The 26,709-nt window shown below is 53.0% G+C and carries 29 protein-coding genes; 21 read left to right on the top strand and 8 right to left on the bottom strand.

The genetic code is table 11. The annotated features are described in order from the left end of the window. The 5 genes from HJG40_RS08120 to HJG40_RS08100 all read right to left on the bottom strand — a co-directional run. On the bottom strand, positions 1-725 hold a 725-nt coding region (locus tag HJG40_RS08120), incomplete at its 3' end, for a class I tRNA ligase family protein (RefSeq protein WP_215863718.1). A 14-nt stretch (positions 726-739) separates the two neighbouring features. Further along, the gene (locus HJG40_RS08115) at positions 740-1,666 is read right to left on the bottom strand and encodes a bifunctional riboflavin kinase/FAD synthetase (protein ID WP_215863717.1); all 927 of its coding nucleotides are present in this window, start codon (positions 1,664-1,666) and stop codon (positions 740-742) included. A 66-nt stretch (positions 1,667-1,732) separates the two neighbouring features. Further along, complete coding sequence (locus HJG40_RS08110) at positions 1,733-2,182, bottom strand: DUF2203 family protein (protein ID WP_215863716.1); 450 nt, start codon at positions 2,180-2,182, stop codon at positions 1,733-1,735. Further along, positions 2,175-3,785 carry a murein biosynthesis integral membrane protein MurJ gene (gene murJ, locus HJG40_RS08105; protein WP_226857304.1) on the bottom strand — a complete coding sequence of 537 codons (1,611 nt, stop codon included), beginning with the start codon at positions 3,783-3,785 and terminating at the stop codon, positions 2,175-2,177. The genes HJG40_RS08110 and murJ overlap by 8 nt, the downstream gene beginning before the upstream one ends. A gap of 2 nt (positions 3,786-3,787) precedes the next feature. Beyond that, a complete protein-coding gene (locus HJG40_RS08100; RefSeq protein ID WP_215863715.1) occupies positions 3,788-4,684 on the bottom strand; it encodes a LysR family transcriptional regulator in 897 nt (298 codons plus the stop codon). Positions 4,685-4,810: 126 nt separating this feature from the next. On the opposite strand from HJG40_RS08100, the gene HJG40_RS08095 reads away from it, so the two are divergent. The 19 genes from HJG40_RS08095 (at position 4,811) to HJG40_RS08005 (ending at position 23,266) form a co-directional block, all read left to right on the top strand. Then, the gene (locus tag HJG40_RS08095; protein ID WP_215863714.1) at positions 4,811-6,229 is read left to right on the top strand and encodes a form I ribulose bisphosphate carboxylase large subunit; all 1,419 of its coding nucleotides are present in this window, start codon (positions 4,811-4,813) and stop codon (positions 6,227-6,229) included. 40 nt (positions 6,230-6,269) lie between these two features. Beyond that, positions 6,270-6,602, top strand: a complete 333-nt coding sequence (locus HJG40_RS08090) for a ribulose bisphosphate carboxylase small subunit (RefSeq protein ID WP_010637868.1) — start codon at positions 6,270-6,272, stop codon at positions 6,600-6,602. A 61-nt stretch (positions 6,603-6,663) separates the two neighbouring features. After that, a complete protein-coding gene (locus HJG40_RS08085) occupies positions 6,664-9,195 on the top strand; it encodes an alpha-carboxysome scaffolding protein CsoS2 (RefSeq protein WP_215863713.1) in 2,532 nt (843 codons plus the stop codon). Between the two features lie 113 nt (positions 9,196-9,308). After that, positions 9,309-10,811: a carboxysome shell carbonic anhydrase gene (locus HJG40_RS08080; protein WP_226857303.1), complete on the top strand. Its 1,503-nt coding sequence runs from the start codon at positions 9,309-9,311 to the stop codon at positions 10,809-10,811. After that, positions 10,808-11,059 (top strand): alpha-carboxysome shell vertex protein CsoS4, encoded by a 252-nt coding sequence (gene csoS4, locus HJG40_RS08075; RefSeq protein ID WP_215863712.1) that lies wholly within the window; start codon positions 10,808-10,810, stop codon positions 11,057-11,059. The genes HJG40_RS08080 and csoS4 overlap by 4 nt, the downstream gene beginning before the upstream one ends. An 11-nt stretch (positions 11,060-11,070) precedes the next feature. Next, positions 11,071-11,307: a carboxysome peptide B gene (locus HJG40_RS08070; protein ID WP_226832874.1), complete on the top strand. Its 237-nt coding sequence runs from the start codon at positions 11,071-11,073 to the stop codon at positions 11,305-11,307. Positions 11,308-11,351: 44 nt separating this feature from the next. Next, positions 11,352-11,648, top strand: coding sequence for an alpha-carboxysome major shell protein CsoS1 (gene csoS1 / locus HJG40_RS08065; protein ID WP_010637879.1), 297 nt, complete (start codon positions 11,352-11,354; stop codon positions 11,646-11,648). A gap of 55 nt (positions 11,649-11,703) precedes the next feature. Beyond that, the gene (gene csoS1 / locus HJG40_RS08060) at positions 11,704-12,000 is read left to right on the top strand and encodes an alpha-carboxysome major shell protein CsoS1 (protein ID WP_101538126.1); all 297 of its coding nucleotides are present in this window, start codon (positions 11,704-11,706) and stop codon (positions 11,998-12,000) included. Between the two features lie 92 nt (positions 12,001-12,092). After that, positions 12,093-12,431: an alpha-carboxysome major shell protein CsoS1 gene (gene csoS1, locus HJG40_RS08055; protein ID WP_010637882.1), complete on the top strand. Its 339-nt coding sequence runs from the start codon at positions 12,093-12,095 to the stop codon at positions 12,429-12,431. 5 nt (positions 12,432-12,436) lie between these two features. Further along, the gene (locus HJG40_RS08050) at positions 12,437-12,877 is read left to right on the top strand and encodes a ferritin-like domain-containing protein (RefSeq protein ID WP_215863710.1); all 441 of its coding nucleotides are present in this window, start codon (positions 12,437-12,439) and stop codon (positions 12,875-12,877) included. A gap of 15 nt (positions 12,878-12,892) precedes the next feature. After that, positions 12,893-13,180: a hypothetical protein gene (locus HJG40_RS08045; RefSeq protein WP_368355950.1), complete on the top strand. Its 288-nt coding sequence runs from the start codon at positions 12,893-12,895 to the stop codon at positions 13,178-13,180. A gap of 2 nt (positions 13,181-13,182) precedes the next feature. Next, positions 13,183-13,809 (top strand): AAA family ATPase, encoded by a 627-nt coding sequence (locus HJG40_RS08040; protein ID WP_215863708.1) that lies wholly within the window; start codon positions 13,183-13,185, stop codon positions 13,807-13,809. Beyond that, positions 13,806-14,042 (top strand): hypothetical protein, encoded by a 237-nt coding sequence (locus HJG40_RS08035; RefSeq protein WP_215863707.1) that lies wholly within the window; start codon positions 13,806-13,808, stop codon positions 14,040-14,042. Before HJG40_RS08040 ends, HJG40_RS08035 begins: the two co-directional genes overlap by 4 nt. Before the next feature lie 88 nt (positions 14,043-14,130). After that, positions 14,131-16,485 (top strand): nitric oxide reductase activation protein NorD, encoded by a 2,355-nt coding sequence (locus tag HJG40_RS08030; protein WP_215863706.1) that lies wholly within the window; start codon positions 14,131-14,133, stop codon positions 16,483-16,485. A 33-nt stretch (positions 16,486-16,518) separates the two neighbouring features. Next, positions 16,519-18,207 carry an NADH-quinone oxidoreductase subunit 5 family protein gene (locus tag HJG40_RS08025; protein ID WP_215863705.1) on the top strand — a complete coding sequence of 563 codons (1,689 nt, stop codon included), beginning with the start codon at positions 16,519-16,521 and terminating at the stop codon, positions 18,205-18,207. A 1-nt stretch (position 18,208) separates the two neighbouring features. Beyond that, positions 18,209-18,982: a hypothetical protein gene (locus HJG40_RS08020; protein WP_215863704.1), complete on the top strand. Its 774-nt coding sequence runs from the start codon at positions 18,209-18,211 to the stop codon at positions 18,980-18,982. Further along, positions 18,967-22,119 (top strand): DUF2309 domain-containing protein, encoded by a 3,153-nt coding sequence (locus HJG40_RS08015; protein WP_215863703.1) that lies wholly within the window; start codon positions 18,967-18,969, stop codon positions 22,117-22,119. The genes HJG40_RS08020 and HJG40_RS08015 overlap by 16 nt, the downstream gene beginning before the upstream one ends. Beyond that, positions 22,116-22,442, top strand: a complete 327-nt coding sequence (locus HJG40_RS08010; protein WP_215843868.1) for a P-II family nitrogen regulator — start codon at positions 22,116-22,118, stop codon at positions 22,440-22,442. Before HJG40_RS08015 ends, HJG40_RS08010 begins: the two co-directional genes overlap by 4 nt. Before the next feature lie 17 nt (positions 22,443-22,459). Beyond that, entirely contained in the window at positions 22,460-23,266 is an 807-nt protein-coding gene (locus tag HJG40_RS08005) for a CbbQ/NirQ/NorQ/GpvN family protein (RefSeq protein WP_215863702.1), read from the top strand. Positions 23,267-23,340: 74 nt separating this feature from the next. On the opposite strand, the gene HJG40_RS08000 is transcribed toward HJG40_RS08005, so the two are convergent. Together HJG40_RS08000 and HJG40_RS07995 are read right to left on the bottom strand one after the other, a co-directional pair. Beyond that, positions 23,341-23,910, bottom strand: a complete 570-nt coding sequence (locus tag HJG40_RS08000; RefSeq protein ID WP_226857302.1) for an NUDIX hydrolase — start codon at positions 23,908-23,910, stop codon at positions 23,341-23,343. 5 nt (positions 23,911-23,915) lie between these two features. Beyond that, positions 23,916-24,530 carry a BMC domain-containing protein gene (locus HJG40_RS07995; protein ID WP_024893627.1) on the bottom strand — a complete coding sequence of 205 codons (615 nt, stop codon included), beginning with the start codon at positions 24,528-24,530 and terminating at the stop codon, positions 23,916-23,918. Positions 24,531-24,606: 76 nt separating this feature from the next. On the opposite strand from HJG40_RS07995, the gene HJG40_RS07990 reads away from it, so the two are divergent. Next, entirely contained in the window at positions 24,607-25,152 is a 546-nt protein-coding gene (locus HJG40_RS07990; protein ID WP_226857301.1) for a TlpA disulfide reductase family protein, read from the top strand. Here HJG40_RS07990 and HJG40_RS07985 read toward each other — a convergent pair. Then, positions 25,129-25,503 (bottom strand): hypothetical protein, encoded by a 375-nt coding sequence (locus tag HJG40_RS07985; RefSeq protein WP_215863701.1) that lies wholly within the window; start codon positions 25,501-25,503, stop codon positions 25,129-25,131. The two genes, HJG40_RS07990 and HJG40_RS07985, sit on opposite strands and share 24 nt — an antisense overlap. A gap of 426 nt (positions 25,504-25,929) precedes the next feature. On the opposite strand from HJG40_RS07985, the gene HJG40_RS07980 reads away from it, so the two are divergent. Next, positions 25,930-26,709 (top strand): YicC/YloC family endoribonuclease (locus tag HJG40_RS07980; protein WP_215863700.1); only part of this gene is annotated, 780 nt, incomplete at its 3' end.

Raw genomic sequence — 26,709 nt, 5'->3', positions numbered from 1 at the left:
GGGGTGGTGGTCCAGATGACAACCTTGGCGGCGACCGCCTCTTTCAGTCCCAGCCGTTGCTGCAGGTCAGCCGGGTCGACAACAGCAAAAGCCACATCAATGGAGGGGTCGGTACGATCCTGATATTCGACTTCGGCTTCGGCCAGCGCGCTGCCACAATCCACACACCAGTGGACGGGTTTGGCACCGCGTATTACCTGACCGTTGACCGTCAAGCGACCAAGTTCCCGAAGAATATTGGCTTCTGCCGCAAAATGCATGGTCAGATAGGGATGCTGCCAGTCGCCGAGGATGCCGAGTCGTTCAAAATCCTGCCGTTGTCCTACAATCTGGCCTTCTGCGTAGGTCCGGCAGGCGTTGCGAAATTCCTGGGCACTGACTTTTTCTCCGGGGCGTCCCAGTTCTTTTTCTACCTGGATTTCAATAGGTAAGCCATGGCAATCCCAGCCCGGCACATAAGGGACCCGGTAACCTTCACTTAATTTGCTTTTGTTGATGATGTCCTTGAGAATTTTATTGACCGCGTGGCCTATATGAATTTTGCCGTTAGCGTAAGGCGGGCCGTCATGCAGGATGAATGTCGGGGCCTTGCCGCGCGCCGTCTGGATGGCGGCATATAAATCATGCTCCTGCCAGCGCGCCAGTGTCGCCGGTTCGCGTTCCGGGAGTTTGCCCTGCATGGGAAAATCCGTTTGGGGAAGATTCAGTGTCAGCTTGTAGTCCATGAGTTTTGAAAATCCTAAGGGTGTTCGGCAAAAAAACGGCGGGTATGGATAATATCCCGGGCAATGGCTGCCTTGAGGGCATCGAGATCCGGGTATTTTTCTTCATGACGTAATTGTTGATGCAGTTCTACCTGAACGCGTTGTCCATAAAGATCCGGACTGTCTGCATCCAGGCAGTGTGCCTCCAGCACCATTTGCTTACCGCCGACGGTAGGTCGCAAGCCGATACTGATGGCGGCTATCCAGCTTCCTTGAGGGCTGTGCAGACGTCCGGCAAAAATGCCTTTGACCGGAACGGGGCGGCGATTCAGAGGAATGTTGGCGGTCGGGAAGCCCAGTTCACGACCCAGATGATCACCATGAACGATTTTACCGCAGAGGGTATAGGGTTTGCCCAACCAGTGCTTGGCCTGGTCCAGGTTACCCGCTAGCAATGCCTTACGAATACCGGTGCTGCTGACGCGTTGGCCGTCCAGGCTGAAGGCCGGCTGCTCCATGACGGTAAAACCATGTTGGCGACCGAAATGCTGAAGCATTTCCAGATCGCCCCGTCGCGCTGCCCCGAAACGAAAGTCATGACCGACCACCAGAAAGCGACATTTTAATTGCTGCACCAAAATGCGCGTAATGAAATCTTCAGCGGAAAGCCGGGCTAAAGCCTGATCAAAAGGCAGGCAGTAAATTTGCTCCACCTCGTAGTGACGCAGCGCGCTGATTTTTTCACGAAGACTGCTGAGCCGGGGTGCAGCCTGGGATGCCTGAAAAAACTCCCGGGGCAGGGGTTCAAAGGTCAAAACGGCCGTCGGTAAATCACTTTGGCGCAGGGACTGCAGCAAGGCCTGATGTCCTCTATGGACACCGTCAAAATTGCCGATGCTGACCGCCAGCGCTGAACTGGCAGGATAATCGCTGCGTCGATGGAAGAAGCCTGGGAAATTCATGCGGGATTATTTGCGATCCGTTTCACGGTAAAATGGCGACATACTAGCCTAAATTCATGAAGAACCCTAGATCATGGGTGTGCAGTCTGCCCATTCGGGATGTTGTTCGCGGATGATCTCCAGCAGCGGGCGGCGCTGGCCAAAGCCCTGTTCATGACCATGATAGTAACCCAACACGGTTTCCGGATGTCGCCAGCACAAATAACCATCGCCGGTATCAAAATCCACTAGCCATAGTCCCGAAACGACCACCCCCAGACGCTCCATTTTATTGATCCAGCGCTGCACAACTTCTTCGTAGTGGATTTCCTGTTGTTGCAAAAGAAGATGGTTTTCCATGTTGGCCCGCATGGAATCCAAAACCGGAGAGAGTTCATCGAAAGCCTGGGCGGTAATATTGCGGACCAGCGGAAAAATTTGCTGGGCTTCTAACAAGGTGAACACCCGAATTTGCCCCGGTCGCTGAATGGCAAATACCGAATCTCCATGTCCATGTAATCCGTCCGTTTCAGGCACGGTCAGTTCTCCTTCGGATAATATCGCTCAGTTCATGGATACCCAGGCCCCAGGTGCCACCCAGATATAAAACGGCGGCTATAGCCACCAGGCCGAATATCCGCAATAGTCTTTCCCACAAGGGTAGGGCGAGCCACAGTGCAGTATCGCCTCGCAAGCAAAATAACACCAAGCCCATGATGATCGCCATAGCACTGGATTTCAGTAAGAAGGGCCACCACCCTACTTGGATTTGATAAAGACCGTCGCGATGCAGGCGGCGCCAGAGCAGAGTGGCATTCACCAGTGCCGCAGTGCTGGTGGCAATCGCCAAACCCAGTTGTTGCAAGGGCCAGGCAAGAATCAGGCTGATGATCATGTTGACCGCAACGCTGATCATGCCGAAACGGACGGGCGTTCGGGTATTTTGATGCGCGTAAAAAGCGGGGGCAAGGACGCGTGCGGCAATGATGGGTAATATCCCGATACCATAACCCATTAGACTCAGACTGCTCTGCCAGGCATCTTCGGCACTGTATGCACCATAACGAAACAGGCTGATCAGAAGTGGTTGCGCCAGAATCAGCAGGCCAACAGTTGCCGGAAGGCCGATCAGCCAAGTCAGGCGCAGCGCCCAGTCCAGAGTTTCGGGAAATTGCGCAGAACGCTCAGCCGCCTGACGGGATAGCAGGGGTAATACTACGGTTCCCAAAGCCACACCAAAAACGCCCAGAGGAAATTCCACCAGTCGGTCAGAATAATAAAGATAGGAAACCACATTAGCCCCGACCAACGAGGCGAGGATGGTATTCAGAAATAAATTGATCTGGGCGACCGATGCGCCGAAAGCGGCTGGCCCCATCAGGCGCAAAACCTTGGCGACGCCCGGATCACGGCGGCGCAGGCGCGGCCAGCGTAAATATCCCAGTTTTTTCAGGGCCGGAAATTGAAACAGAAGCTGTACCACGCCACCTATCAGCACACCCCAGGCTACGGCAATAACCGGTTGTGCAAGATGCGGTGCCCAGAATAATGCCGTGGCAATAATGCTGAGATTCAGGAAAACCGGCGTAAAAGCAGGCACCGTAAAATGGCCATGGGTATTGAGCACGCCACCAGCCAACGCGACCAGTGAGATCAGAAAGAGATAGGGAAAAGTAATACGCAGTAATTCCACGGTTAGTTGGAATTTGCCGGGATCATCCGCAAAACCTGGAGCTATGGCGTAAACTACCGCGCTGGCAGCGAGAATGCCGATCAGGGTGACGACGGCCAGGGTCAAGGCCAGCCAGCCACTGATATCGGCCACAAAAGCCTGGGCTTCCTCGGGGGTACGCTGCGCCCGGTACTCTCCCAGAACCGGAACAAACGATTGCGAGAAGGCGCCTTCTCCAAATAGTCGGCGAAACAGGTTGGGAATCCGGAAGGCTACAAAAAAAGCATCAGCCATTTCTCCGGCCCCGAACAGGTGCGCAAGAATAATGTCGCGGGCGAAACCGAGCAGTCGGGAAAGCACGGTATTGCTTCCGACTTTCAATACACTACGCAGTGGGTGTTTACTCATCAATGCACAAAGAGGATGGTAGCATTCTGGAATAATGGCACGGCCGTTTGAATCAGCCAAGATCAATAATGACCTTCCAGCAAAAAGTCCATGAACTTTTGCGCGACGGCGGTTAAGCGTTTGTTCTTGCGATGCACGGCGTGCCATTGTCGGAGAATGGGGAAACCCACGACATCCAGAATGGCAATGTTTCCGGCGTTGGCTTCTGCGGCAATGGTGTTGCGGGACAGGACACTCAGTCCCAGCCCGCCGGCGACCAGCTGCTTGACAGCTTCATTGCTGCTCATGGTCATTCTGACTTTCAGTTGGACGCCTTGTTCCTGGAAGAAGTTCTGGGCCGTCAGCCGGGTGCCAGAACCCTCTTCGCGAAGAATAAAGGCTTCGTCTTTTAATTGCTCCGGGGCAATGCGGGATTGTTCAGCCAACGGATGATCGCCGGGGGCCAGTACAACCAGCGGATTATCCATAAAGGGGCGGGCAACACCATCAATATCATCGGGAACCTGACCCATGATGTAAATGTCGTCGAGGTTTTGCTTGAGCCGTTCAAGGATGCTGTCGCGATTGGCGATTTCGAGGTGGACTTCAATGCCTGCATGTTCCTTACAGAAGCTACCAATGATACGGGGTGCAAAATATTCTGCCGTCGAAATGATGGACAGGTTGAGCGTTCCGGATTCGAGATTGCGCTGGGCGTTGAGCTCCTGATTGAGCGCGTCCAGACGCCGCAGGATGTCGTTGCCCGCCCTGGCAACGGCTTCTCCGGCAGCCGTGAGGTAAAGTTTTTTGCCAATTTGTTCATAAAGAGGCTCGCCAGCAGTCTCAGAAAGCTGCTTGATCTGTATGGACAGTGCGGAAGGCGTCTGGTGTAATTCCGTTGCAGCGCGGGTCATGTTAAGGTGTCGCGCAAGCACCGTAAAAATACGTAATTGGTGCAGGGTCGGATGGCGAATTATCAAGGTTTTACTTTTCCAAAAGGTAATATTAATTTCTTTTTACTTTACCTTATGGAATGCGCTTTGTACATTCGTCAAGGGTTACAGCTTTGCAGGTCAAGTTAGACTGATACTTTTAGGAGGAATCTTATGGCTGGTAAATATGAAGCCGGCGTCAAGGAGTACCGCCACACATATTGGGCTCCGGACTACGTGCCGCTCGAGTCGGATCTTTTGGCGTGTTTCAAGATCATCCCGCAGGCCGGTGTGGATCGGGAAGAAGCAGCGGCGGCGGTAGCCGCAGAATCATCTACCGGCACCTGGACTACGGTCTGGACTGACCTGCTTACCGACATGGACTACTACAAGGGTCGTGCGTATCGCATTGAAGACGTCCCCGGTGATGACGCGGCTTTTTATGCGTTCATCGCGTATCCGATTGACCTTTTTGAAGAAGGCTCGGTGGTTAACGTATTCACCTCACTGGTGGGTAACGTATTCGGATTTAAAGCGGTTCGTGCCCTGCGTCTGGAAGACGTGCGCTTCCCGCTACATTACGTCATGACCTGTAACGGTCCGTCCCATGGTATTCAGGTAGAACGTGACTTGCTCGATAAGTATGGCCGGCCGATGCTGGGTTGTACCATCAAGCCCAAGCTGGGTCTTTCTGCCAAGAACTACGGTCGTGCCGTCTATGAAGCCCTGCGTGGTGGTCTGGATTTCACCAAGGATGACGAAAACGTCAATTCCCAGCCTTTCATGCGCTGGCGTGACCGCTTCCTCTTCGTGGCCGATGCCATCCACAATGCCGAAGCCCAGACGGGTGAGCGCAAGGGTCACTATCTGAACGTGACCGCGCCTTCTCCGGAAGAAATGTACGAGCGCGCCGAGTTTGCCAAAGAACTGGGTATGCCCATCATCATGCATGACTTCCTCACCGGTGGTTTCTGTGCAAATACCGGTTTGGCCCGTTGGTGTCGCAAAAATGGCATACTGCTCCATGTTCACCGTGCCATGCATGCGGTAATCGACCGTAACCCCAACCATGGTATTCACTTCCGGGTGTTGACCAAGGCCCTGCGTCTGTCTGGTGGTGATCACCTCCATACTGGTACCGTGGTCGGTAAGCTGGAAGGCGATCGCGCTTCGACTCTGGGCTGGATCGACCTGCTTCGCGAATCCTACATTCCTGAAGATCGCAGTCGCGGTATTTTCTTTGATCAGGATTGGGGCTCCATGCCCGGTGCCTTTGCCGTAGCTTCCGGTGGTATTCACGTGTGGCACATGCCGGCACTGGTGAGTATTTTCGGTGATGACTCCGTACTGCAGTTTGGTGGCGGTACTCTGGGTCACCCCTGGGGTAATGCGGCAGGTGCGGCGGCTAACCGCGTAGCTTTGGAAGCGTGCGTAGAAGCCCGTAACCGTGGCGTCGAGATCGAGAAGGAAGGCAAGGAAGTGTTGATGAATGCAGCTCGCCATTCGCCAGAACTCAAGATCGCTCTGGAAACCTGGAAAGAAATCAAGTTTGAGTTCGATACCGTCGACAAGCTCGACGTACAGAACCGCTAATTTCTGGTAATTCATCAGCTTATTCAGGAAGGAGGTCATCATGGCCGATGTGCAAGATTATAAGCAAGTCCGCCGGTATGAGACGTTTTCATACCTGCCCCCCATGTCTGCTGAACAGATTCGGGCGCAAATTCAGTACATTGTCGCTCAGGGTTGGAACCCTGCAGTAGAACATGTCGAGCCCAGTCGTTCGTTCACGCATTACTGGTATATGTGGAAGCTTCCCATGTTTGGCGAAAGAAGTGTGGACGCCATTCTGGCCGAGTTGGAAGCCTGCCACCGCGAATACCCGGGTCATCTGGTGAAGTTGATCGGTTACGACAACTATACCCAGAGTCAAGGTCTGGCGTTTGTGGTTTACCGGGGCTCCTGAACAGGGGCAGCAGTGACGAAGCCGCCGTGTTTTTTACGGCGGCTACATCAAGGGAGGCAATATGTCTGAATTATCCGCTTCCGGTCACTTGCGTGGTCGGGCTTTGGCGCAGAAGATGCGGCGCCAGCAGGCCGTGCGCAAGCAAACCGAAAGAACACGGTCAGTGCCAGCAGCTGCTGAGCCAAAGTCTGTACCGAATTCGATGAAGACAGAATCCACAGCATCCGCAGTGGTCATGTCGCCATCTGTACAAATTGATAACATGTCCCAGAAAAACACCGGAAGAGAGGCTGCATTAGCGCATCGTGCCCAAAGATGTACGGGTGCGCAGTGCTGGTCTGATCCAGAACAACGGCGTTCGCGCAGCCGTCGTCGGGCTGCCCCGGCAGAAAGCGGTCAGGCAGTGATGGTTGCTGAAAGTGTTGAGCAGCCACTGATTCCCGGTGTGGAAGAAGCGTTTCTGGATTCCGTATGTGAAATGGTCGAATCCAATCCGTCGGATTTTGCCTGGCGCGAAAGTTCAGTGCGCCAGCTTTGCAAGGCGCGACGTCAGACTCTCTCCCAAAAGGGTAAAGTAGCCCTGACCGTGATGCGGGGTCTGAGCTCTGCCGCTGCGCGCTTGCGTTATCTGCAGAACGGGAATGGCCGGGAATTTGCCCGGTTACATCGCCAGGAGCAGGCAGAACACGGCCGGGGTCGTACTCAGCCCGCTCAAGCTGCCGGTCAGTTACGTTCCAGAAAGTATCGGGCACCACAGAAAGTCGAGGTGGATACCACTTTGATAGGTTCTGAGGTAACCGGAACGCTAGTGACTCGCCAAGCTGCAGTTACGGGTAATGAGGCTGGATCCTGTCGGGGAATTACCGGTACCGAATATGTTGGTACTGATCAGTTCACCAGTTTTTGTAACAGTCGTCCGGCGCCTAATCCCGCCAAGGTAGGGTTGTCCAGTACCACTGCGCGGCAGTCTGTGTCTGGCACGCAACTGGGCCGATCCGCTGAGGTGACTGGTGATGAAGCCGGAACGTGTACGGCAGTCACCGGTACCGAATACCTGAGCATGGAAAATTTCGGGGCATTCTGTCAGTCAGAATTACCCGCCCGGCCTCAGAAAGTGGCAATGGGGGTTTCGGCGAAACAACGCTTGCCAATCAGTGGTTCCGATGAAGCAAGAACCGTCGGAGTGACGGGTTCCGAAACGGGTACTCAGCAGCGGATTACGGGTTCTCAGTATTCTGATGCTGGAGTAGCCCGGATGACCATTAACGGCGCACCACCCAAGGTTTCGCAAACGCACACCCTGGCAGGTGAGCAGATTTCCGGTACAGCGGTAGACAGCTCAAGCAAAATTACGGGGCTGGATTCCGGTGAGTGTCGGCCGGTTACCGGAACGGAGTATCTGAGTCAGGAAACCTTTCAGTCTTTGTGCCGTACGGCTGCACCTGAACCCGTACCTGCTAAGGTCGGAATCAGTAGTACCGATAAGGGGCTGCGTATTACCGGCAATCTGGTAGATCGTTCCGAGAAAGTAACCGGAAATGAGCCGGGTAGTTGTCAACGGGTAACCGGTACAGGATACGCTGTGGCGAACTTGTGCGGTGGTGGCGTTGATAAGGTGGGAATGATGTCCAGCCTCTCAGGTACCGCCCTGACCGGTACAGGAGTGAGTTCACACCCAAAAATGTCTGGTGACGAGCGTGGAGAGTGCTTGCCCGTCACCGGTACGGAATATTATGGAGCAGAGCATTATGCTGCATGCGCGAGCACTCCGCATGCTGAAGCTCCCAAAGTAGGTGTAACTCGGACCGCCACTGGCCAGTTGGTCAGTGGACCCTTGCTAACACCTTCAGAAAATGTAACAGGTAATGAGGCAGGGGCATTTTCAGCAGTTTCTGGAACGCCATACTCTGGCGAAGTCCTCGGCAATCTGCCTGAATCAACGCCTCAGGAGGCCGTGATGCAGTCAGTCATAGCTTCAAGTACGCCTCATGAGGAACCGGCATGCTGCAGTAACTGTGCGCTCAAAAAACAGGCCATGGCACAAGCGGTACCGGCCAGCACTCGTTATGTGGACGCCCCGGTTGCAGCGCAGCCTCCCCAGGCCGTAGTGAATGCGCCGCAGGACTTCAGTATTGTTCCTCCGTCCCGGCAGATGCTCAGTCGCATTACCGGCAATAGCGCAGATCAGAATGATCGCGTTACTGGCCCGGTTAATCTCGCAAGAGGCTTGGTGACCGGTACGCCCGAGTTCCGGACCCGGGAAATGCTGCAGGGCACTCCGCTTTCCGTGCAGCCAAGCCTGCCTGCCAGCCCGGAAGCGGTCGCTTCGGAAATGGCTGTGCCCGAACGCGGTGCCTGGCAGATTACTGGTGACGACTGGAGCCGGAGTAAGCGGGTCACCGGCACGGAAGGACACTGGGCTCAAAAGCGTAATCCAACGCAACGCGGTGATGCGAAAATCTGTGTCATGTCGGCGGGCGTAAACAAAGGGCAGGCTTTGTCGGCAGCGTTAAGTGAATCCAAGTTGACCGGCAGCAGCGGGAGTTCTTCCCGAGGTTCATTGGTCACTTATTCCGGAGGCGCGCGAGGATGATGGGTTTTCGGCATCAGTTCCATGATTTTTCAGCTCTGCAGGTTGAGGGCTGAAGCTTGGACACTCGCAAAATCAGACGCATGCGAGGTATAGGTGCGGGAGATTCTATACCTATGCCCATGGCCAGGCAGTTTTCTCAGGCTGAGGCCGTTCAGGCTCCCCGGCAGTTTGACGGTACACCGGCTGTGCATCCGGCCTGCGTCAGCCTGCCCACACGCCAATGTCACCATGTCTTGGCGAATAAAGCGGAAAATGATCGTCTGGCTCGATGCGAAGAAAGTATCAAGCAGCGCTTTGATGAAATTGTGCCGGTTCTGAAAGAAGTGGCTGCTTTGGGCGCATCGCGTGACTTTACCGAGCAGGCTAACCGGCTGGCAGAACAGCATTTAGGTCATCGCTTTCCTGATGCCGTTTTGGAGAGGTCGTGGATTCATGGTGTGGATGTGCCGACCTTGTATAGTTCCAGCGTATTTTCGGCATTGACGGCAGGCGTCGAACAATTTTCGCAGCGTATTCATCAGGAACTGGCTGATGGCCAAAGCCTTGATGCCTTGCTGGTGGATTGTGGTTTTCATGCCGTCAATGTTTCGGCTTGTGCTGATGGTCGCTTGAAAGGGCTGTTTCCGTATATTTTACGGTTGCCTGCTTCGGATTTGCTGCGACGTTCTGCATTTGCCGGTACTTTGTTTGACGTGGAAGACGATATTCTTGACTGGCAGGCGGCAGAATTACGTCGTTTCCGCGAGGGGTATCCCAGCACTTCTGATAGTGGCACCCGGTATTTGAAGGTGGCCGTATATCACGGCAGTTCATTGGATCCCACGCATCAAGGATGTGCTGCACATCAGAGTAATGAAAAAGTAGCGATGGAAGCGGCTCTCGAACGCTTGCAACAGTTTCGTCAAGGTATCGAAAATGCATTTTGTTGTGGTGCCAGTACGGATATTTTGCTGATTGGCCTCGATACGGATACGGATGCGATCCGTATTCATGTGCCCGATAGTCAGGGAGATTTGAGTCTGTTCCGCTTTGTGGACAATGCCGAACTCTATAAAAAGACGTTGGGTATGAATGCCGACCAGGCGCGTCTCACCATTTATGAAGCCATCGAAAATGTTAGCGACGTCGGCGGCTGGGGACAGGGGGCGGGCAAACCTCATGACGGAATGCGGCGCTTGATTGCCAATTTGCTCATCAATAATTTGAGCCAGATTGAATACGTCGCTGAAAACTACGGTGGCTGGTACCCGGACAAGGGGCATGGCGAACGCTTTATTAGTATTGGTGACGGATTTCAGGAATTGCAGGTGCGTAATCTGGCCTACTTTGCCCGCCTCGACACGGTCGAAGAGGGGGTTGCTGATCTGGACGTGGGGGTCAAAATTTTTCGGCATCTGAATGTGGAGCAGGGTTTACCCATACCCATGGCGATTCACTACAGTTATGACGCCAATGTACCCGGTCACAAAGACCGTATTGTTATCAAGTTGCAGCGCGTGGCAGCAGCTATTCGTGCACGGTACAGTGATTTACTGTCCGCAGGTATGCTTTATTTACACGGCAGCATCCAGGATCAGAAACTGGGTAGCCCATTGGAGGAGGTGCCACTCCCATGAAGATCATGCGTGTGGAGAAAACTCTGGTATCGACCAATCGTATTGCGGAAATGGGTCATCGTCCCTTACTGGTCGTTCAGGAAAAAGAAGACGGACCACGCTCTCTGGCCGTGGATGCCATTGGTTGTATTCCCGGTGATTGGGTGATTTGTGTGGGGTCTTCGGCAGCACGCGAAGCTGCTGGCAGCAAGGATTACCCATCCGATCTGACGATTATCGGCATTATTGATAATTGGGATCCGCTGTAGTCGTGGAGATTATGCAGGTAGTTTCGGAACTGGTGGTCACCCGTCGGGTTCCAGGACTGAAACAAAGTTCGTTACGGGTGTTGTCCGATGCAGCAGGGAAACTGAATGTAGCGATGGATCCCGTCGGGGTTCCACCGGGTAAGTGGGTGTTTACGGTAGCAGGTTCGGCGGCGCGTTATGCGGCGGGCGATTTTGAGATTCATACTGATTTGACCATTGGTGGAATCATTGACTTTTGGGAACCTTGAAACGTTTCCGATATTGGGTTTTGTTCTCGTAAGGAGGGGTGCAAATGGCAGATGTATCAGGTGTTGCGTTGGGTATGATTGAAACCCGTGGTTTGGTGCCGGCTATTGAAGCGGCTGATGCGATGACCAAGGCCGCTGAAGTGCGTTTGATTGGTCGCCAGTTTGTCGGTGGTGGTTATGTCACCGTGTTGGTGCGTGGCGAAACAGGTGCAGTGAATGCTGCAGTTCGTGCTGGTGCTGATGCCTGCGAACGGGTGGGTGACGGCCTGGTGGCTGCACACATCATTGCGCGTGTGCACTCTGAAGTCGAGCACATCCTGCCGAAGGCTGCCACTGCTTAACGCAGCGGCAGCCAGCGGTTCTGATTTTTAGATTGTCTATTAAGGAGTTGAAGAAATGGCAGAAGTAACAGGTATTGCGTTGGGTATGATTGAAACCCGTGGTTTGGTGCCAGCTATTGAAGCAGCTGATGCGATGACCAAGGCTGCTGAAGTGCGTTTGATTGGTCGCCAGTTTGTTGGTGGTGGTTATGTGACGGTGTTGGTGCGTGGCGAAACGGGTGCAGTGAATGCTGCGGTTCGGGCTGGTGCTGATGCCTGCGAACGGGTCGGTGATGGCCTGGTAGCTGCCCACATAATTGCCCGTGTCCATTCCGAGGTAGAGCACATTCTGCCGAAAGCGCCAACAGCCTGAACCGGCTTCATTGTCGCTTAAATGAACGCGAGTGAGCGGGCGTAGTTGCTACGCCCTTCCTGGCAGATGTAATCAATATAAAGGAGACACAGATGGCAGCTCTTACGGGTATTGCTCTGGGTATGATCGAAACACGTGGTCTGGTGCCGGCTATTGAAGCAGCTGATGCGATGACCAAAGCAGCAGAAGTGCGTTTGGTTGGCCGTCAATTTGTCGGTGGCGGTTATGTCACCGTGTTGGTGCGTGGCGAAACAGGTGCGGTGAATGCTGCTGTTCGTGCGGGTGCTGATGCTTGTGAAAGAGTTGGTGACGGCCTTGTTGCTGCCCATATTATTGCCCGGGTGCACACCGAGGTGGAACATATTTTACCTCAGTCTCCCAGTGCTGATGGTAGTGGCCGGGATGGTGACGTCACCGGTAACTTGAGCTGAAATCCATGAATGGGATGCGTAATCATCATCCCCGCATCATTGGTTTTTTTACGCGTGCACTGGCTCATGAGTACACAGCGGTGCAGCAGTACCGTACCCAGTCGAGTCTTTGTACACTCTGGGGAATGGCAGATTGGGCGGAATATTTTCGTCATGAATCGCGGGAAGAGCTGGATCATGCCGGGATTCTTAGTCAGCAGCTTCTGTTGATGGGAATAGCACCAACCGGTGCACAATTACGTCCACCACGGCCGGGTAGGGATTTGCGCGAAATGTTGACTCACGATCAGGATCTGGAGTTTTCGGCTGTGCAATTGTATAGCGAAGCCCAGAATTTTTCCGAGCGTATGCGCGATATTCCTTCTGCAGAGGTGTTTGCGCATCTGCGCTCCGATGAAGAAGGTCATTTGCGGTCGCTTGCCGAAATGTTGGAGCGTTTTCACTAAGTTTGGAGGGTGTTTGTGAACCAGGATCTCCAGGATCTGCAGGCTCCCGAGGGATGGGAAATTCAGCGTCGGCCTTTGGGGTGGAGCAAACGATTTGAGTTTGCCGACTATGCCCAAACCCGTCAGTTTCTGGATTTGCTGACGGAGCTATCCGAGAAACTCGGCTATTATCCGAACCTGAATTTTGCAAAGACCTACGTGGTCATCGCCATTCAATTTGAAGGCGATGCCGTGGAGTCAGAGCGGGCAGCATTCGCCGCAGCGGCTGAGCTCTGCGCCGGGCAGGCACGGGAGTCACGCTGATCATGACCACAGTCAAGCGGATTGCCCTTTTTAACGCCAAAGGTGGTTGTGGCAAAACCACTTTAGCCTGGAACCTGGCAATGGGCTTGTCCAAACGCGGAGCCACCTTGCTGCTGGATGCCGATCCGCAGGGAAGTCTGGGCTATTGGGCTGATTGGGCTGCTGAAGCTGATGGTCATGCTTTGTCTGTACAAAACTGGTCTGAGCAAAGTGCAGGGCAATCCGATGATTTTGCTTACTGGGTGATTGATTGTCCGCCTTCTCTGGAGAGCGCTGAAACCCAGGAGGTGCTCGCGATGGCGGACTGGATATTATTACCGGTGCTGCCCTCTCCACTGGATTTATGGGCGAGCCAACGCAGTGTGGAAGTGATTTCGGCCCTGCATGCGGGTAAATCTGCCCGAAATGCGGCATTTGTGCTGAATCAGGTGGAAAGCCACAGTGCTTTGTCTCGTGCTGCAGAATTTGCGGTTCAGGCCATGGGCCTGAATGTGTTGCCCGTGCAGGTCGCCCGCCGGGCCATATACCGGAATGCCGCTATTGAAGGGAAAAGTGTGTATCAGATGGGCAAGCGGGCAACGGCTGCCGTACAGGAATTCGAAGGCATTATTGAGGAGATCTTGAAATGAGCAATTTGGAGAACAAACTCAACGCGAGTATCCAGAGTCCCAGACGGCGTACTCCGGCTGCCGGAACGGCCAGCACGCCTGCGGCGGGTGCCGAAAAAACAACTACGGCTAATAAACCGGCAACAAGCAGTAAACCGGCTCAGAAAAGTACGTCCAAAGCAACGTCAGCCGTAAGCGATCTGAATGCGGGTGGTGGGCGCGAAATCAACCCACAGCGTATTTGGCCAGACTAACACCGCATTCTTCCTGATAAATTTTAGCCAGCCTGTGCGTATTTCATAGGCAGAGTATGGCTTGCGATAAAAATGGGGTGAGCTAGGTATGTCCATTCAGTTGGCGGATTATCCGGAAATATTGGAAGATCTGGGTCCACACGCCTCAGAAGTTCTGGAGTCCAATTGGCATGAGGCTGCCCGGGTTTTCGGCCGTCGCGGTCTGGAATCCTATTTACAGGGTGCCAGTAGTCTCAAGGCGCTGGGTCGTGGCTCTGATCTGGTTCTTGCCTTTATTGAAAGCGCCCCACAGGTAGCCCGTGAAATTGGCGAGCAGGCGGTTTTCGAAATGCTCTCCATGGCTATTCGCATGTTTTCCAAAACCAGCGCCGAAGTGCTGGCCTTATTTTTCACCAGTGCCCCGGTTGTTGCCCGCCGTTTGGGTGAACTGGAATTGTTTCGCGGCTATTTGCTGCTGCTCGATCAGCTGCTTGCCCAGGCACCACGTGGTGTTCGTCCGATGTTGGGCAAAATTGAAGTGCTCCTCGAAAAAATGACCCTGGGAGGTTTGCGGCGTTGGGCCAGTTGGGGTATTTCTGCCTATCGCAATGATTTTAACGCACAGGTGGAATTTTTCGGTTTAGAAACACCGCAATCGCTGGCCGTGCTTCAGCAGGAACGGCGTGGTGTCCTCTTTATTGATGTACAGCGCCGTCTGATCATGTACTTGCGGGCTTTGTGGGGCCGAGATTTTTTTCTGCGACCGACTTCTGGTGATTATGAAACCAGAGAAGGTTACCAACCCTACATAGAAAATTACTTTATTCATGTTCCTGACGCTTACGATGATGCAGAAAATGCCCAGGGCGAAAAAACTTCGGCCCTCGAACTGTATCGTGCTGCTGCAGCCCATGCTGCTGCGCACGTGGTTTTTTCCAAACATGATCCCCGTTTTGAACTGGCAAAGCCCTTACAACGCTTGTGGATTGGTATTTTGGAAGATGCCCGGGTCGAACATCTTGCCATCCAGAAGTTCCCGGGTCTTTTCCCTCTATGGCAACATTTAGGCCGCCTGCCAGCCTGTGTGGATCAGGCAGCAGAACCTGAAACCGTAGCGATTATGGATCGTATCAGTATGGCCTTGCTGGATGCTGAGTATGTTGATCCACATCCCTTTGTGGCAAAGGCGCGAGAAGCATTTGTCCGGGTGCTGGCCGCCGAAGAGGACGTTTATGATGTGCTGATGGCGGCTGCAGAAAAGCTGGCCGAAGATTGCGAAAATTCTTCCTGGAAGTACTCAGTTCAGAAAGATCAGTCTGAAAGTCTCTATCGCGACGACAATCGTTATCTCTGGACGACACCGGGTACGGACTGGAGTGGTGACCCTCTTTCTGGTGGTCAGGCTCAGGTGCGCAAATACGTCAACATCATGGAAATGATCAACGCAGTCGATGTAGAAACAGCGGGAGATGATGCTCAGGAAGTCTGGGTACTTGCGACAGAGTTCTATGACGACGATGGTCTGACGTTTAACGAAAAAGAGGGCAAGGTGCCGGTGTCCCAACCGGTAAATTATTCCGAGTGGGATTATCAGACCCAGCTGGAACGTCCCTTGTGGGTCACCGTGTATGAAAAACATCCCAAAATGGGAGATCCCGCAGAAATTAATACCATGCTGGAGCAACAAAAGCCGCTGGTACAAAGACTGCGCAAGTTGATTGAAGCGGTACAGCCCCAGGGCGTGGTACGGACGCGCAAAGTCGAAGATGGGGATGAAATTGATATTAATGCAGCCATTCTGGCGATGACGGATATCCGCATGGGGCAACAGCCAGATCCTCGTATTGGTATCCGTACCCGTCTGAATATTCGGGATCTTTCCGTCATGTTGCTGGTTGATCTTTCCGAATCGACCAATGACTTGCTGCGCACACGTTCGGAGGGCGACGTCAGTGTGCTGCATCTGGCCAGGGAAGCCACGGCTTTACTGGCTGAGGCCCTGGAACGCATTGGTGACCCGTATATGCTCTGCGGTTTTGATTCCAATGGACGCCACGACGTAGAGTTTTACAAGTTCAAGGACTTTGATGCGCCTTATGATGACAAGGTAAAAGGTCGTCTGGCGGGAATGACCGGACAGCTTTCTACGCGCATGGGTGCGGCACTGCGCCATGCCGGACATCTGTTGGATCAGCGTGCGAGCCAGAAAAAACTGATTCTGCTCCTCACGGATGGTGAACCTGCCGACAATGATGTGCGTGATCCACAATATTTGCGTTTTGATACCAAAAAAGCCGTAGAAGAACTGAGCCGCAAAGGCATTCGAACCTTTTGTCTGTCACTGGACCCTTATGCGGATGAATATGTTTCCAGAATTTTTGGACAACGTAATTATCTGGTACTGGATCATGTGGACAAGCTGCCGGAAAAATTACCACAACTTTATATATCCATGACCAAATGAATTCAGCATGGCGCATTACACAGGGAGATTTGAATGGGTGATTTGGCAATCGTAATTCCATTCCTGCCAATTTTATCGGCAGCTGTTATTTTTATTTTCATGCATTCTGCCCGCAAAGCGGCGGCGCGAATCAGCGTGATCATCACCTTGCTGACTTTTATTTTGGCCCTCATTGAGCTGACCAGTTATGCCCTGGGGGGCTTTTCACGGGTAGAGATTATCGGCACCCTCTGGGGAAGTGTCTGGCTCGATCCTTTAACGCTCATCATGTGGAGCTTTGTCTGCGGAATCAGCCTTCTGGTACATATGTATTCAGTGCGCTACATGGTCGAAGAGGCGAATTATACGCGCTTTTTCGCGCTTCTTGACTTGATGACAGCGACCATTTTGTTCATGGTTTCTGCGGCAGATCTGATTACCTTACTAGTCGCCTGGTTCCTGGTGGGGGTGGTACTATATTTTTTGTTGGGCCACGATACCAACCGTTCTGCAGCTGGTCGTTATGCGTTCTGGACGCAAATTACTTACCGGGCTGGGGATGTGCCGCTCTGGTTGGCCGCTTTTGTGCTGATCAGAAGCTATCATTCCATTTCTCTACCGGTGATTTTTTCGCGGCTGCAAATGTATCCGCATCTGGACGCTTTCTGGGGTTTGACTGTTCCGGAGCTGGTGGGCTTTCTTCTGGCTTTTGCCGCTTTTGCGCGCTCTGCCCAGTTTTTGCTCCATGGTTGGTTACCCTACACCATGGATGGTCCGACTCCGGTATCTGCGCTGATGCATGCGGGAATAGTCAACGCAGGTGGATTTTTGTTTAACCGGTTTTTTCCGGTATTCGAGCACGCGAGTATTGTTTTGCACTTTGTTTTTATAGTGGGCCTCATTACTGCGGTTGTAGGCTCAGCCATGATGCTCATTCAAAATGATGTAAAACGCTCGCTCGGCTATTCGACCATGGGGCAGATGGGTTTTATGGTCATGGAATGTGGGGTCGGAGCTTTTGCTCTGGCTGTTTTCCATTTGATTGCCCATGGATTTTTCAAGGCATCTCTGTTTTTGGGGGCAGGCAATATTATTGGCGAAGCCCGGGAACATGATGGTGTTCCTCCAGACTCGGTGTACACCTCGATTGTGGAGCGGCGTCCAGCCAAGCCTTCACGACTCCCCTGGCTTGCAGCAGCAGCATTGACCATTATTGTTCCGGTAGTGGTCCTCAGCGTGTCCCATTTGTTTGTTTCATCGCGACTCCTGCACGAGCAGGGCGTCATTATTCTGCTCTTTTTCGGCTGGGTGACCGGAGCCCAGGCCCTGTTTGCAACCCACAAAATGACCCATACCAATCCGTGGCGTTTGATGGGTGGTATTCTCGGATCCTTTGTTCTGGTGGTCATTGGTTATACCCTGATCAGCCATTATTTCGGACACTTTTTATATCCGCACGGAGAAAGCTATCAGCTCTATAATGCCGCCAGCATCAACCGTGTCTATTTTGATGTGTTGGTCATTATTCTAGCGCTGCTTTTTGTCGGCGCCTGGGCGCTGACCTTTTTTGCGGATTCCAGCGGCTGGTGGGATCGCGCCGATCAGGGACGCTGGCGTGGGGTTTATCTGGCTTTGTACGCCTTGTTATCCAGAGAGTTGTATGTGAATGACCTATATGCACGCATGACTCAGATTTTGTTGAGTGGGGCGCGGCGTCTCAACGTTTTATTACGGTGGTGCTGAGATGGATATCATCCTCTGGATTGTCGCAGGATCCCTGCTTCCCTGGTTCCCGTTCAGCTGGATTTTTAACCGCCTGCTGGTCAGTGCGCCGGGTGCCTGGGCGCGCGCGCTGACGGTTATTGTCTTGCCACAATTAGGCTTGCTGTTGCTTCTGAAATCAGGGGCCTGGTATGTGCTCGGCCAGGAAATGCCCACCGCTTTGCGGGCGTTGGCATTATTCACGGCAATTTTGTATGCCTACCGTGCTGCAGGAACCCGGGATGTGCAGATTTGGGCGCGTTTTATGGCGACTTCCGGCTTGTCTCTGACCTGGCTTTTGGTTGGATTGTTGCCGCAACACTGGGATATGCAACTTTTTGTGCTTGCCTGGTCCATCCCTGCCGCCTTGATGTTGATATGGGCGGGCGTTTTGACGAAAAAAACCGGAGCTTCTTATCTGGGCTTGAGCGGCGGCTTTGCCCGGGTTTTGCCCCGTCTTTCCGTACTGATCTCGTTGACCGCACTGGCCGCCACAGCCACACCCATCTTTCCCAATTTTTTCGCTTTATTACAGGCGATGGAAAGTTTACCAATTATCTGGATGCCTTTGTTATTACTCGTCCTGCTCCTTTGGGGGTGGACGGTGGGGCGACTTTTGCAGGATTTGCTTTTCGGTATATACCATGGCGAAGCGGTGCATGACTTGAGTGTGGCTGGTACCTGGTTGGGTGGGCTGACTTTGGGGATATTTGCTTTGATCGGAATCTTCTGGGGGGGCATATGGATCATCAACTGACTTTGGGTGATCGTCTGAAAGTACGGACGATGATTTATGTGGCCAGCGAGCCCATCCCTAGGTTTTGGCCAATGCGCACCTTTATTCACCATAACCCTTTGTTTGGTCTTGAACACCTCCCTTTTGAAGAGGCGGTGGATGAGGCCGGCCGATTATTTCACGGTCGCGGATATCTTTCCCGCAGCGAATACCAAGAATATTGGCAAGACGGGAAAGTTGATGAAGTGGCGCTGCGCAAATATCTCCATGGTTTTCTCGAAAAACACGCAGAGACTCTGCCCGGAATTTCCATGGAGCATTGGCTCTGGTCCCTGCTGACGCGTTGCCAGAACGAGCAGATGGTTCCCAAAACGGATTGGCTCGATGGACGAATTCTGCATGCGGTTCTCCACGGGAAAACCCCGGAAGGGGATAACGAAACCCAGAAACACCGCCTGCAAGACATTCTCAGCCATAAAATAGCCCTGGACGGGCCAGTTTATGCCAATGTCGATCGTCTGTTTGGGACGGACATTGGCAGTACCCTCGATGATCTGCTGGTAAAAAGCTGTCTGGACTTTTTTGATGAAGGTCAGTCAGCCTGGCAGTCGCCGGGACGCAAGCAGGGTTTTTTTGCAGCATGGAAAGAAGTGGCTCAGCATAATGTGCGCTTTTTTCTGCGTGGATTACATTTGCGCAATCTTCTGGAGTCTGAAGTGACGCCTGAAGGCGTAGTGGCCCATATCCTCCGGGATCTGAAAGTTCCCGAAGAATCCTGGCAAAAATATATTACCCGGCAGTTGACCCGTTTGCATGGTTGGGCGGGTTTTATCCGCTATCGAAGTACCGCCAAACATTATTACTGGGCAGAGCAGTATCCGGCGGATCTGACCGATTTTCTGGCCGTACGCATGGTTCTGGGCATGGCGTTACTTCAGGAGGCGGTCAGGCACCATGCTTGTCCGGCCAATGCCGAAGAAATTCAGGATTTTGTACATGCGGATCCTTTTTCTGCCTATTTGCGTCTGGAATTGTACACGGGTTCCATTTTACCCGCCTGGGCACAACCGGTAGAAGATCTATTGGCACGGCGCAAGCGCTCTGGATTTGAAAAAATGGCGCAGCAGTACATTACGGCCAAGTCCCGTTGGGAAGCTGAACGTCAGGTTAAGAATCTGCAGCGACTGGCTAAAGTCATGGGTGCAGAAGCAGAAGCGGAACTGCTGGCGATGACACCTGATCAGCTCGACAGGTTTTTGGAGATTATACGGGCCTGGGAAAAGCAGGAAGGCTTTACCTGGTTGCGTTCGATGGAATCTCACTACATTAAGGATCTGGTCAACCGCATCCATATTCCGCAGGCGCCTGCAGCAGCCGAGGAAAAACGGCCTTTTGCCCAGGCGTTGCTCTGTATTGATGTGCGTTCGGAACCCATGCGCCGGCATCTGGAAGCGATTGGTGATTATCAGACTTTTGGAATTGGTGGGTTTTTTGGTGTGCCGATCAGCTTTCTGGAGTATGGTCGTGGCACTGAAGTGCACCTTTGTCCGGCGATTCAGACCCCCAAAAATCTGGTACTGGAAATTCCCGCCGAACTGGAACTGGAAGAAGAGCCGCTTTATGGCGCTCTGGAGCATGTGCTTCATGAACTAAAAAGTTCGGTGTTGTCCCCATTTGTAGCAGTAGAAGCCGTGGGGCTCATTTTCAGTCTGGGCTTGATCGGCAAGACTGTTGCGCCGCTGACCTATCATCATCTCCATCACAAACTACATGCTGAAAAACCGGTAACGCGACTGCTCCTGGACAAGCTCAGTCCGGATCAGGCGGATTCCATTTTGCGGGCTGTGCAGCGGGCGATGATTGTCCGGGCTTTGATCAAAGAATGGAATGTTCCGCGCGATCAGGTGACGGACGATGATGTTAAAGAGCTGCGCGAAATTGCTTTGGAACATATCTCTGGACCCAGTGCACTGGCCCAACGGCGCAATTTTTCTGCTCAGCAGGAATCTGAATTTATCCAGAAATTGCGTGACATATACCGGGTCGAACGGCATGAAACCAGTTTGCAGATGGAGCGGCTGGGCCGCATTGGTTTCAGTCTGGATGAGCAGGTTCGCTATATTTCCCAAGCCCTGCTGCTGATTGGTATGAATCGTAATTTTTCGCGCTTTGTGCTGTTGGTCGGGCATGAAAGCACCACTGAAAACAATCCCTACGAATCGGCTCTGGATTGTGGAGCCTGTGGAGGCGGCAAGGGGCTTCCCAACGCCCGGGTATTTGCGGCAATGGCCAACAAACCTGAGGTGCGTCGGCGTTTGCGCGACAAGGGGATTATCATTCCTGACGATACCTGGTTTATGCCCGCCGTACATAATACCACTTCCGACGTGGTGGATTTGTATGATGTGGACATGTTGCCAGCAAGGCATCTGCTTTATCTGGAGCGTTTGCGCAATGGCTTGTCAGCAGCTACCCGTCGTTCTGCAGCAGAACGCATGCCGCAGCTCGGGGGAGATGCCAAGCTGGCCGAGGATCCCTATGCGGCGGCAGCCATGGCCCAGCGTCTAACCCACGATTGGTCTCAGGTTCGCCCGGAGTGGGGTTTGACCCGCAATGCCTATGCTATTGTTGGTCGACGTGAATTGACCGAAGGCCTGAATCTGGAAAGCCGGGCTTTTCTCCATTCTTATGATTACCGCCTGGATCCCAAGGGGCGTCTTCTGGAAACCATTCTTTCCAGTCCCATGGTGGTGGGTGAATGGATTAATCTGGAGCATTATTTTTCCGTTGTAGATACCGAACACTATGGTAGTGGTAGTAAGGTGTATCACAACGTGGCGGGGCGTTTTGCAGTGATGACCGGTAATCAGAGCGATTTGCGTACCGGATTACCCACCCAGACGGTCCTTAAAGATGGCAAGCCTTACCATGAGCCGGTGCGTTTGATCGTGCTGGTCGAAGCCCCGCTCGCTTTTGCGCAGAGATCTGTGGGTAATCTGGTTAAAATCAAGGCGCTGCTGGGTGGTGGTTGGGTCCGGGTCATTATTATGGATCCGGAAGATGATTATCACGCCTACGTTCTGGAAGATGGTGCTTTTCACTTGCAAGAACGCACAGAAACCCCTGACAGACAGACCCTCCTGGAGGAAATCGCATGAAAACACTGAATTTGAGCCCCTTGAAAAAGCTGGAAGTTATCATGGAGGGTGCCCACAAGGATTTTGCCACGGATCTTCTCGACAGGGCCGGGGTGAAAGGTTATACCATTGTCGGTAATTTGTCTGGAAAAGGCAGTCACGGCATTTATGAAGGACACGTCATGTTCAATGAAGATGATGTGTTGATTATGATTATTGTGGCTGTTCCCGAAGAATTGGTGTCTCCTATTCTGGAAGGCTTCGCGCCATTTTTCGAGAAACATACCGGCGTTGTGTTTGTTACGGATATCCAGGTCAGTCGGCTGGTGAAATTCAAGAATTAATATCAAGAGGTGTTACGGTGAACAGTGATTCAAATGAACAGTACCTGATTGAGAAAGAGCCGTATTACAAGGAAGTCCACGATGAAATTTCCTTGTATGAAGCCGCTTATGCCGCCCGTCTGCCGATGATGGTCAAGGGCCCGACCGGCTGCGGCAAGTCCCGTTTTATTGAATATATGGCGTGGCGCCTGAAGCGGCCTCTGATCAGTGTGGCTTGTAACGAAGACATGACGGCTTCAGATCTGGTAGGGCGGTTTCTGCTGGACAAGGATGGTACCAAATGGCAGGACGGTCCCTTGACCACCGCTGCGCGAATGGGGGCTATTTGTTATCTGGATGAAATTGTTGAGGCGCGTCAGGATACGACGGTGGTGATTCATCCTCTGACTGATCACCGGCGCACGCTTCCCCTGGATAAGAAGGGCGAACTGATTCATGCACATCCTGATTTCCAGCTGGTGATTTCCTTTAATCCCGGCTACCAGTCTTCCATGAAAGATCTGAAACAATCTACCAAGCAGCGTTTTGGGGCTTTGGATTTTTCCTATCCAGAACGGACGATTGAAGTGGAAATTGTGGCTCACGAGTCGGGTGTTTCGGAAGATATGGCGGAAAAACTGGTTTCCATTGCCGAACGTTCGCGCAACCTTAAGGGTCATGGTCTGGACGAAGGTTTGTCCACGCGTATGCTCATTTATGCCGGCGCATTGATGCAGAAAGGTGTGGCACCCATTGCGGCCTGCAGCATGGCTCTGGTGCGCCCGATTACGGATGATCCGGATATGCGGGATGCCCTGGATGCCGCTGTCGGTACTTTCTTCTAACCCGATAAAAAACCGTGGCGAATGGGGCTTCTCTCATTGGTCACGGTTTTTTTTTGCGTTGCTTCGGGCGGAAGCTACCCCTGGTTTCTGTGCAGGCGCAACCACTCCATGCTTTTGATCAGCATCCGATGAATGGAAAGTCCCTTATTGTAGGCGTGTACCTCATGCAGCGGGATCCAACGCAAAGCATGGGACTCACTGTTTCCATCCAGTGGAATACGATCATCTATTTCTACTAAAAAGCGAATATCCAGATGCTGATGGGCTGGCTCGGTGCCATGCCGGCGGGTCCGGTGAATATCCACATCAAATATGCTTGATTGCAGCAAGTGGATGTCCGTCTCTGCAACCCCGGTTTCTTCGCTGCATTCCTTGAGTGCCACGGCGAGGACATTTTCATCACCATCCGCATGCCCTCCGGGCTGAAACCATTGCTCCAGTTTCCGGTGGAGCATAAATAGTGTGGCTGTACCGGCAGGGTTGAGAATCCAGGTGGAGGCGGTGATGTGCAGACCGCTGCCTTCCCGAAAAAAGCAATCCGGATCGCTGTGCAAAAGAGAGCAACCCCGACGGGCGTAAGCCAGCTCTTCCATATAATGACTGCGATACTGGCATAGCAGGGTTTGCAGGATTTGCCGGTCCATCTGCATCAAGTCCAGGAGGGGTTTTCCACGGCATGAATGGCTGCTGCTGCGGCTTCATCCACGTCCGCTTCCTTGCCGGCAATGGTCAGGCGTCCGTAAGCACCCACGGCACGCACATCCACAAGCGTGATATTAGCGGCTTTTTCCGCCTGGTTGGCGGCATAAATGACATAACCGGCCGGATCAGTTTCCAGAATGAACATGCTTTGCTCGGGAAGGATCATGGAGCCACGACGCCCCTGGCGGTTTATGAGTACGGTGTGATCCGGCATCATTCCACGGATGATTTCTTTCCAGGTGATTTTGCAGGCAGTGCGATCCTGTTGACTGGCACCCATGCGCTGCAGAACCACTCGACCAGCCTCCCGCACATCACTTTGGTCACGATGATGAACGACCATCGCCCCAAATTCACGTTCAATGACTTGTTGGGAAAGATGCACGCGGGTAGCTTTCAGGGCAATGTCCGTAAGACGATGAATTGCCATGGCAGGAGAAACTTCAATCCACAAGGCCGCATCGCCAGGCACAGGAAGAAAGCCCTGGGAGACCGAGGCCATATATGCAGCGAGTTGCGGTTGTAAGGAGTCTATATAGACGTAAGTGCGAAGTTGAATCATGAGCCATGGTTCGAATATAGTCAGACAATTATAGCGGGATTTGCCGCTACGCTCCAGTCCATTTCATGTTGATCAGATGAGGTTGATAGTATTGGGAAAGCATCGCCTGCGGCGCTGGGCTCTGGATATTGTACTGATGGTGTTGGTCGTGGTCGGAGTGTATGTATGGACACAATGGCGCGGCGCAAGTGACGTGGCTACCCCTGCCACATTACCGGTTCTGACCCTGCAAAAGCTGGATGGGCAGTGGGTGCAGTATCATCCGGGAGCAAATCAGGTGACCCTGATTAATTTCTGGTCTACGGATTGTCCACCCTGCATTGCCGAAATTCCCGCTCTCAACTGGCTCCAGCAATGGTTTGGTGGCACTGGATTTACGGTGCTGGGTGTGGCTGTTGCCGGAAACACGCCGCAGGCCATTGCAGCGGCGCGTTCCCGTTTTGCTATGAATTACCCACTTTATGCGGATAAAAACGGAGCGGCCGCACAGATTCTGGGCGGCGTCACCCTGACCCCTACCTCCCTGCTGATCAACCACAAGGGGCAGATTGTCGGTCGCTACGTCGGGGCTATTTCCCTACCTGTTGTCGTCTGGAAATTACTTTGGATGTCCCATGAGTAGCGATGTATGGCTACTCCCCTGTGCGCGTGTTGACGGATAGATGGGTGCCAGGGCTTTCTCATCCGCTGATAATGGCTGCTCCAGCGGGCAAGCCGGTCGCCGGTGATATTGGGCATATAAACGTTCCCAATTGCGTCGTGTTTCGGCGGGTTTAGCTTGTGCCAGGGCCAGCATCCCAAAACCATCATCGTCCCAGCCGCAATCACTCAGTACGGCTTCCGGCCAGCGTTGCATGTAGGCGTCGCGCATCAGGTTTTTACCTAATTCAGCCAAATCATCAGCAATACCCCGGGCAAGAGCCCGTTGTTTCCATTCGTCCCATTCAAATAACATTTCCTGTGTGGCAACCATAGAACACTCTCCCGTTGTGCAATCTCATGAGTGCACCCTTTTTGGATGGGGTGCTTTTGGATACGTCTTCTTAGGTATAGTTCAGCTTAGGGGTGGCGTCAATAATTATATTCATATGCCTATATACTCAAATACGCTTCTCGCTGCTTTTCTGTCCATGTGCTAGGTTAGGCGCGTGTTATCCTGAAGATGGTAGCAGGCCTGCAGGCTTTTTGCGCCAACGTCCCTTGCCTGTTGTTCTAAGGCTCATCCTGCTGTCAGGAGAGAACTCGCCCTTCGGGCTCAAACAGCTCTCCTGACGGGCGCAGGATTTCACCAAGAACAACAACGGCGCGGGCCAAAGTCGCGGCAAAGCCTGCAGGCCTGCCACCGTCTTCAGAATTACAGTGGCATCTGGCAGTGGCATCGCACAACGGAGTGGTATATATGATTCGAAGTATGACGGGGTTTGCCCGCAGTGAAAGGCATGGAGACTGGGGTACGCTGGTCTGGGAGTTGCGTACCGTTAATCACCGTTATCTGGATATCAGTTTACGGTTGCCGGAAGGTTTTTCTGTGTTTGAAACGGCGATTCGGGCACGCTTGCAAAAATCGCTGCAGCGCGGAAGGGTGGATGTCTGGCTGCGCTTTCAGGCTGTTGAAGGTGGGGGATTAAGCCTCAATCGTGATCTGGCAGTAGAATTACAGACCATTTACAGTGAATTGCTGCAATGCTGGAATTTGCGCGAGACGACTTTGAATCTGCTGGATGCCTTGCGTTGGCCCGGTCTGGTGCACAGCACCAACACGGACAGTGCGGTTCTGGAAGAAGAAGTGTTGTCCTTGCTGGATGCTACTGTTGCAGAATTGCAGGCCACCAGAGAGCGTGAGGGGGCAGCTTTGGCCCAGATGCTATTGAGCCGGGTGGATGCCATTGGTGAACAAACCCGCGCTCTGCGTGCGCATCTTCCCGAACTGGAAGAGGCGGTGCGTAATCGTTTGCAGAACCGTCTTGCTGACCTGGCCATTCAGGTGGATCCGCAGCGTTGGGAGCAGGAGATTCTGTTTTATCTTCAGCGTCAGGATACTGCAGAAGAACTGGATCGGCTGGATACGCATCTGCAAGAATTAAGGCGGATACTGACCCGCCGCGAGGCGGTTGGACGGCGTCTGGATTTTTTAATGCAGGAGCTCAATCGCGAAGCCAACACCCTCGCCTCCAAGGCC

The sequence above is a fragment of the Acidithiobacillus concretivorus genome, assembly GCF_018853445.1.
Classification (GTDB): Bacteria; Pseudomonadota; Gammaproteobacteria; order Acidithiobacillales; family Acidithiobacillaceae; genus Acidithiobacillus; species Acidithiobacillus concretivorus.
Note: the sequence above shows the minus strand (reverse complement) of the source record. Positions and strands in the feature narration are given on the sequence as shown.

Bases quoted from the DNA above. Each gene is read 5' to 3' on its own strand.
- HJG40_RS08035 (WP_215863707.1), top strand. From the start codon at position 13,806: ATGAGCAATTTGGAGAACAAACTCAACGCGAGTATCCAGAGTCCCAGA.
- HJG40_RS08010 (WP_215843868.1), top strand. From the start codon at position 22,116: ATGAAAACACTGAATTTGAGCCCCTTGAAAAAGCTGGAAGTTATCATG.
- HJG40_RS07990 (WP_226857301.1), top strand. From the start codon at position 24,607: ATGAGGTTGATAGTATTGGGAAAGCATCGCCTGCGGCGCTGGGCTCTG.
- HJG40_RS08085 (WP_215863713.1), top strand. From the start codon at position 6,664: ATGTCTGAATTATCCGCTTCCGGTCACTTGCGTGGTCGGGCTTTGGCG.
- HJG40_RS08040 (WP_215863708.1), top strand. From the start codon at position 13,183: ATGACCACAGTCAAGCGGATTGCCCTTTTTAACGCCAAAGGTGGTTGT.
- csoS1 (WP_010637882.1), top strand. From the start codon at position 12,093: ATGGCAGCTCTTACGGGTATTGCTCTGGGTATGATCGAAACACGTGGT.
- HJG40_RS08030 (WP_215863706.1), top strand. From the start codon at position 14,131: ATGTCCATTCAGTTGGCGGATTATCCGGAAATATTGGAAGATCTGGGT.
- HJG40_RS08070 (WP_226832874.1), top strand. From the start codon at position 11,071: ATGCAGGTAGTTTCGGAACTGGTGGTCACCCGTCGGGTTCCAGGACTG.
- csoS4 (WP_215863712.1), top strand. From the start codon at position 10,808: ATGAAGATCATGCGTGTGGAGAAAACTCTGGTATCGACCAATCGTATT.
- HJG40_RS08090 (WP_010637868.1), top strand. From the start codon at position 6,270: ATGGCCGATGTGCAAGATTATAAGCAAGTCCGCCGGTATGAGACGTTT.
- HJG40_RS08015 (WP_215863703.1), top strand. From the start codon at position 18,967: ATGGATCATCAACTGACTTTGGGTGATCGTCTGAAAGTACGGACGATG.
- HJG40_RS08050 (WP_215863710.1), top strand. From the start codon at position 12,437: ATGAATGGGATGCGTAATCATCATCCCCGCATCATTGGTTTTTTTACG.
- csoS1 (WP_010637879.1), top strand. From the start codon at position 11,352: ATGGCAGATGTATCAGGTGTTGCGTTGGGTATGATTGAAACCCGTGGT.
- HJG40_RS08095 (WP_215863714.1), top strand. From the start codon at position 4,811: ATGGCTGGTAAATATGAAGCCGGCGTCAAGGAGTACCGCCACACATAT.
- HJG40_RS07985 (WP_215863701.1), bottom strand. From the start codon at position 25,503: ATGGTTGCCACACAGGAAATGTTATTTGAATGGGACGAATGGAAACAA.
- HJG40_RS07995 (WP_024893627.1), bottom strand. From the start codon at position 24,530: ATGATTCAACTTCGCACTTACGTCTATATAGACTCCTTACAACCGCAA.
- HJG40_RS08000 (WP_226857302.1), bottom strand. From the start codon at position 23,910: ATGGACCGGCAAATCCTGCAAACCCTGCTATGCCAGTATCGCAGTCAT.
- HJG40_RS08020 (WP_215863704.1), top strand. From the start codon at position 18,209: ATGGATATCATCCTCTGGATTGTCGCAGGATCCCTGCTTCCCTGGTTC.
- HJG40_RS08080 (WP_226857303.1), top strand. From the start codon at position 9,309: ATGCCCATGGCCAGGCAGTTTTCTCAGGCTGAGGCCGTTCAGGCTCCC.
- HJG40_RS08025 (WP_215863705.1), top strand. From the start codon at position 16,519: ATGGGTGATTTGGCAATCGTAATTCCATTCCTGCCAATTTTATCGGCA.
- HJG40_RS08115 (WP_215863717.1), bottom strand. From the start codon at position 1,666: ATGAATTTCCCAGGCTTCTTCCATCGACGCAGCGATTATCCTGCCAGT.
- csoS1 (WP_101538126.1), top strand. From the start codon at position 11,704: ATGGCAGAAGTAACAGGTATTGCGTTGGGTATGATTGAAACCCGTGGT.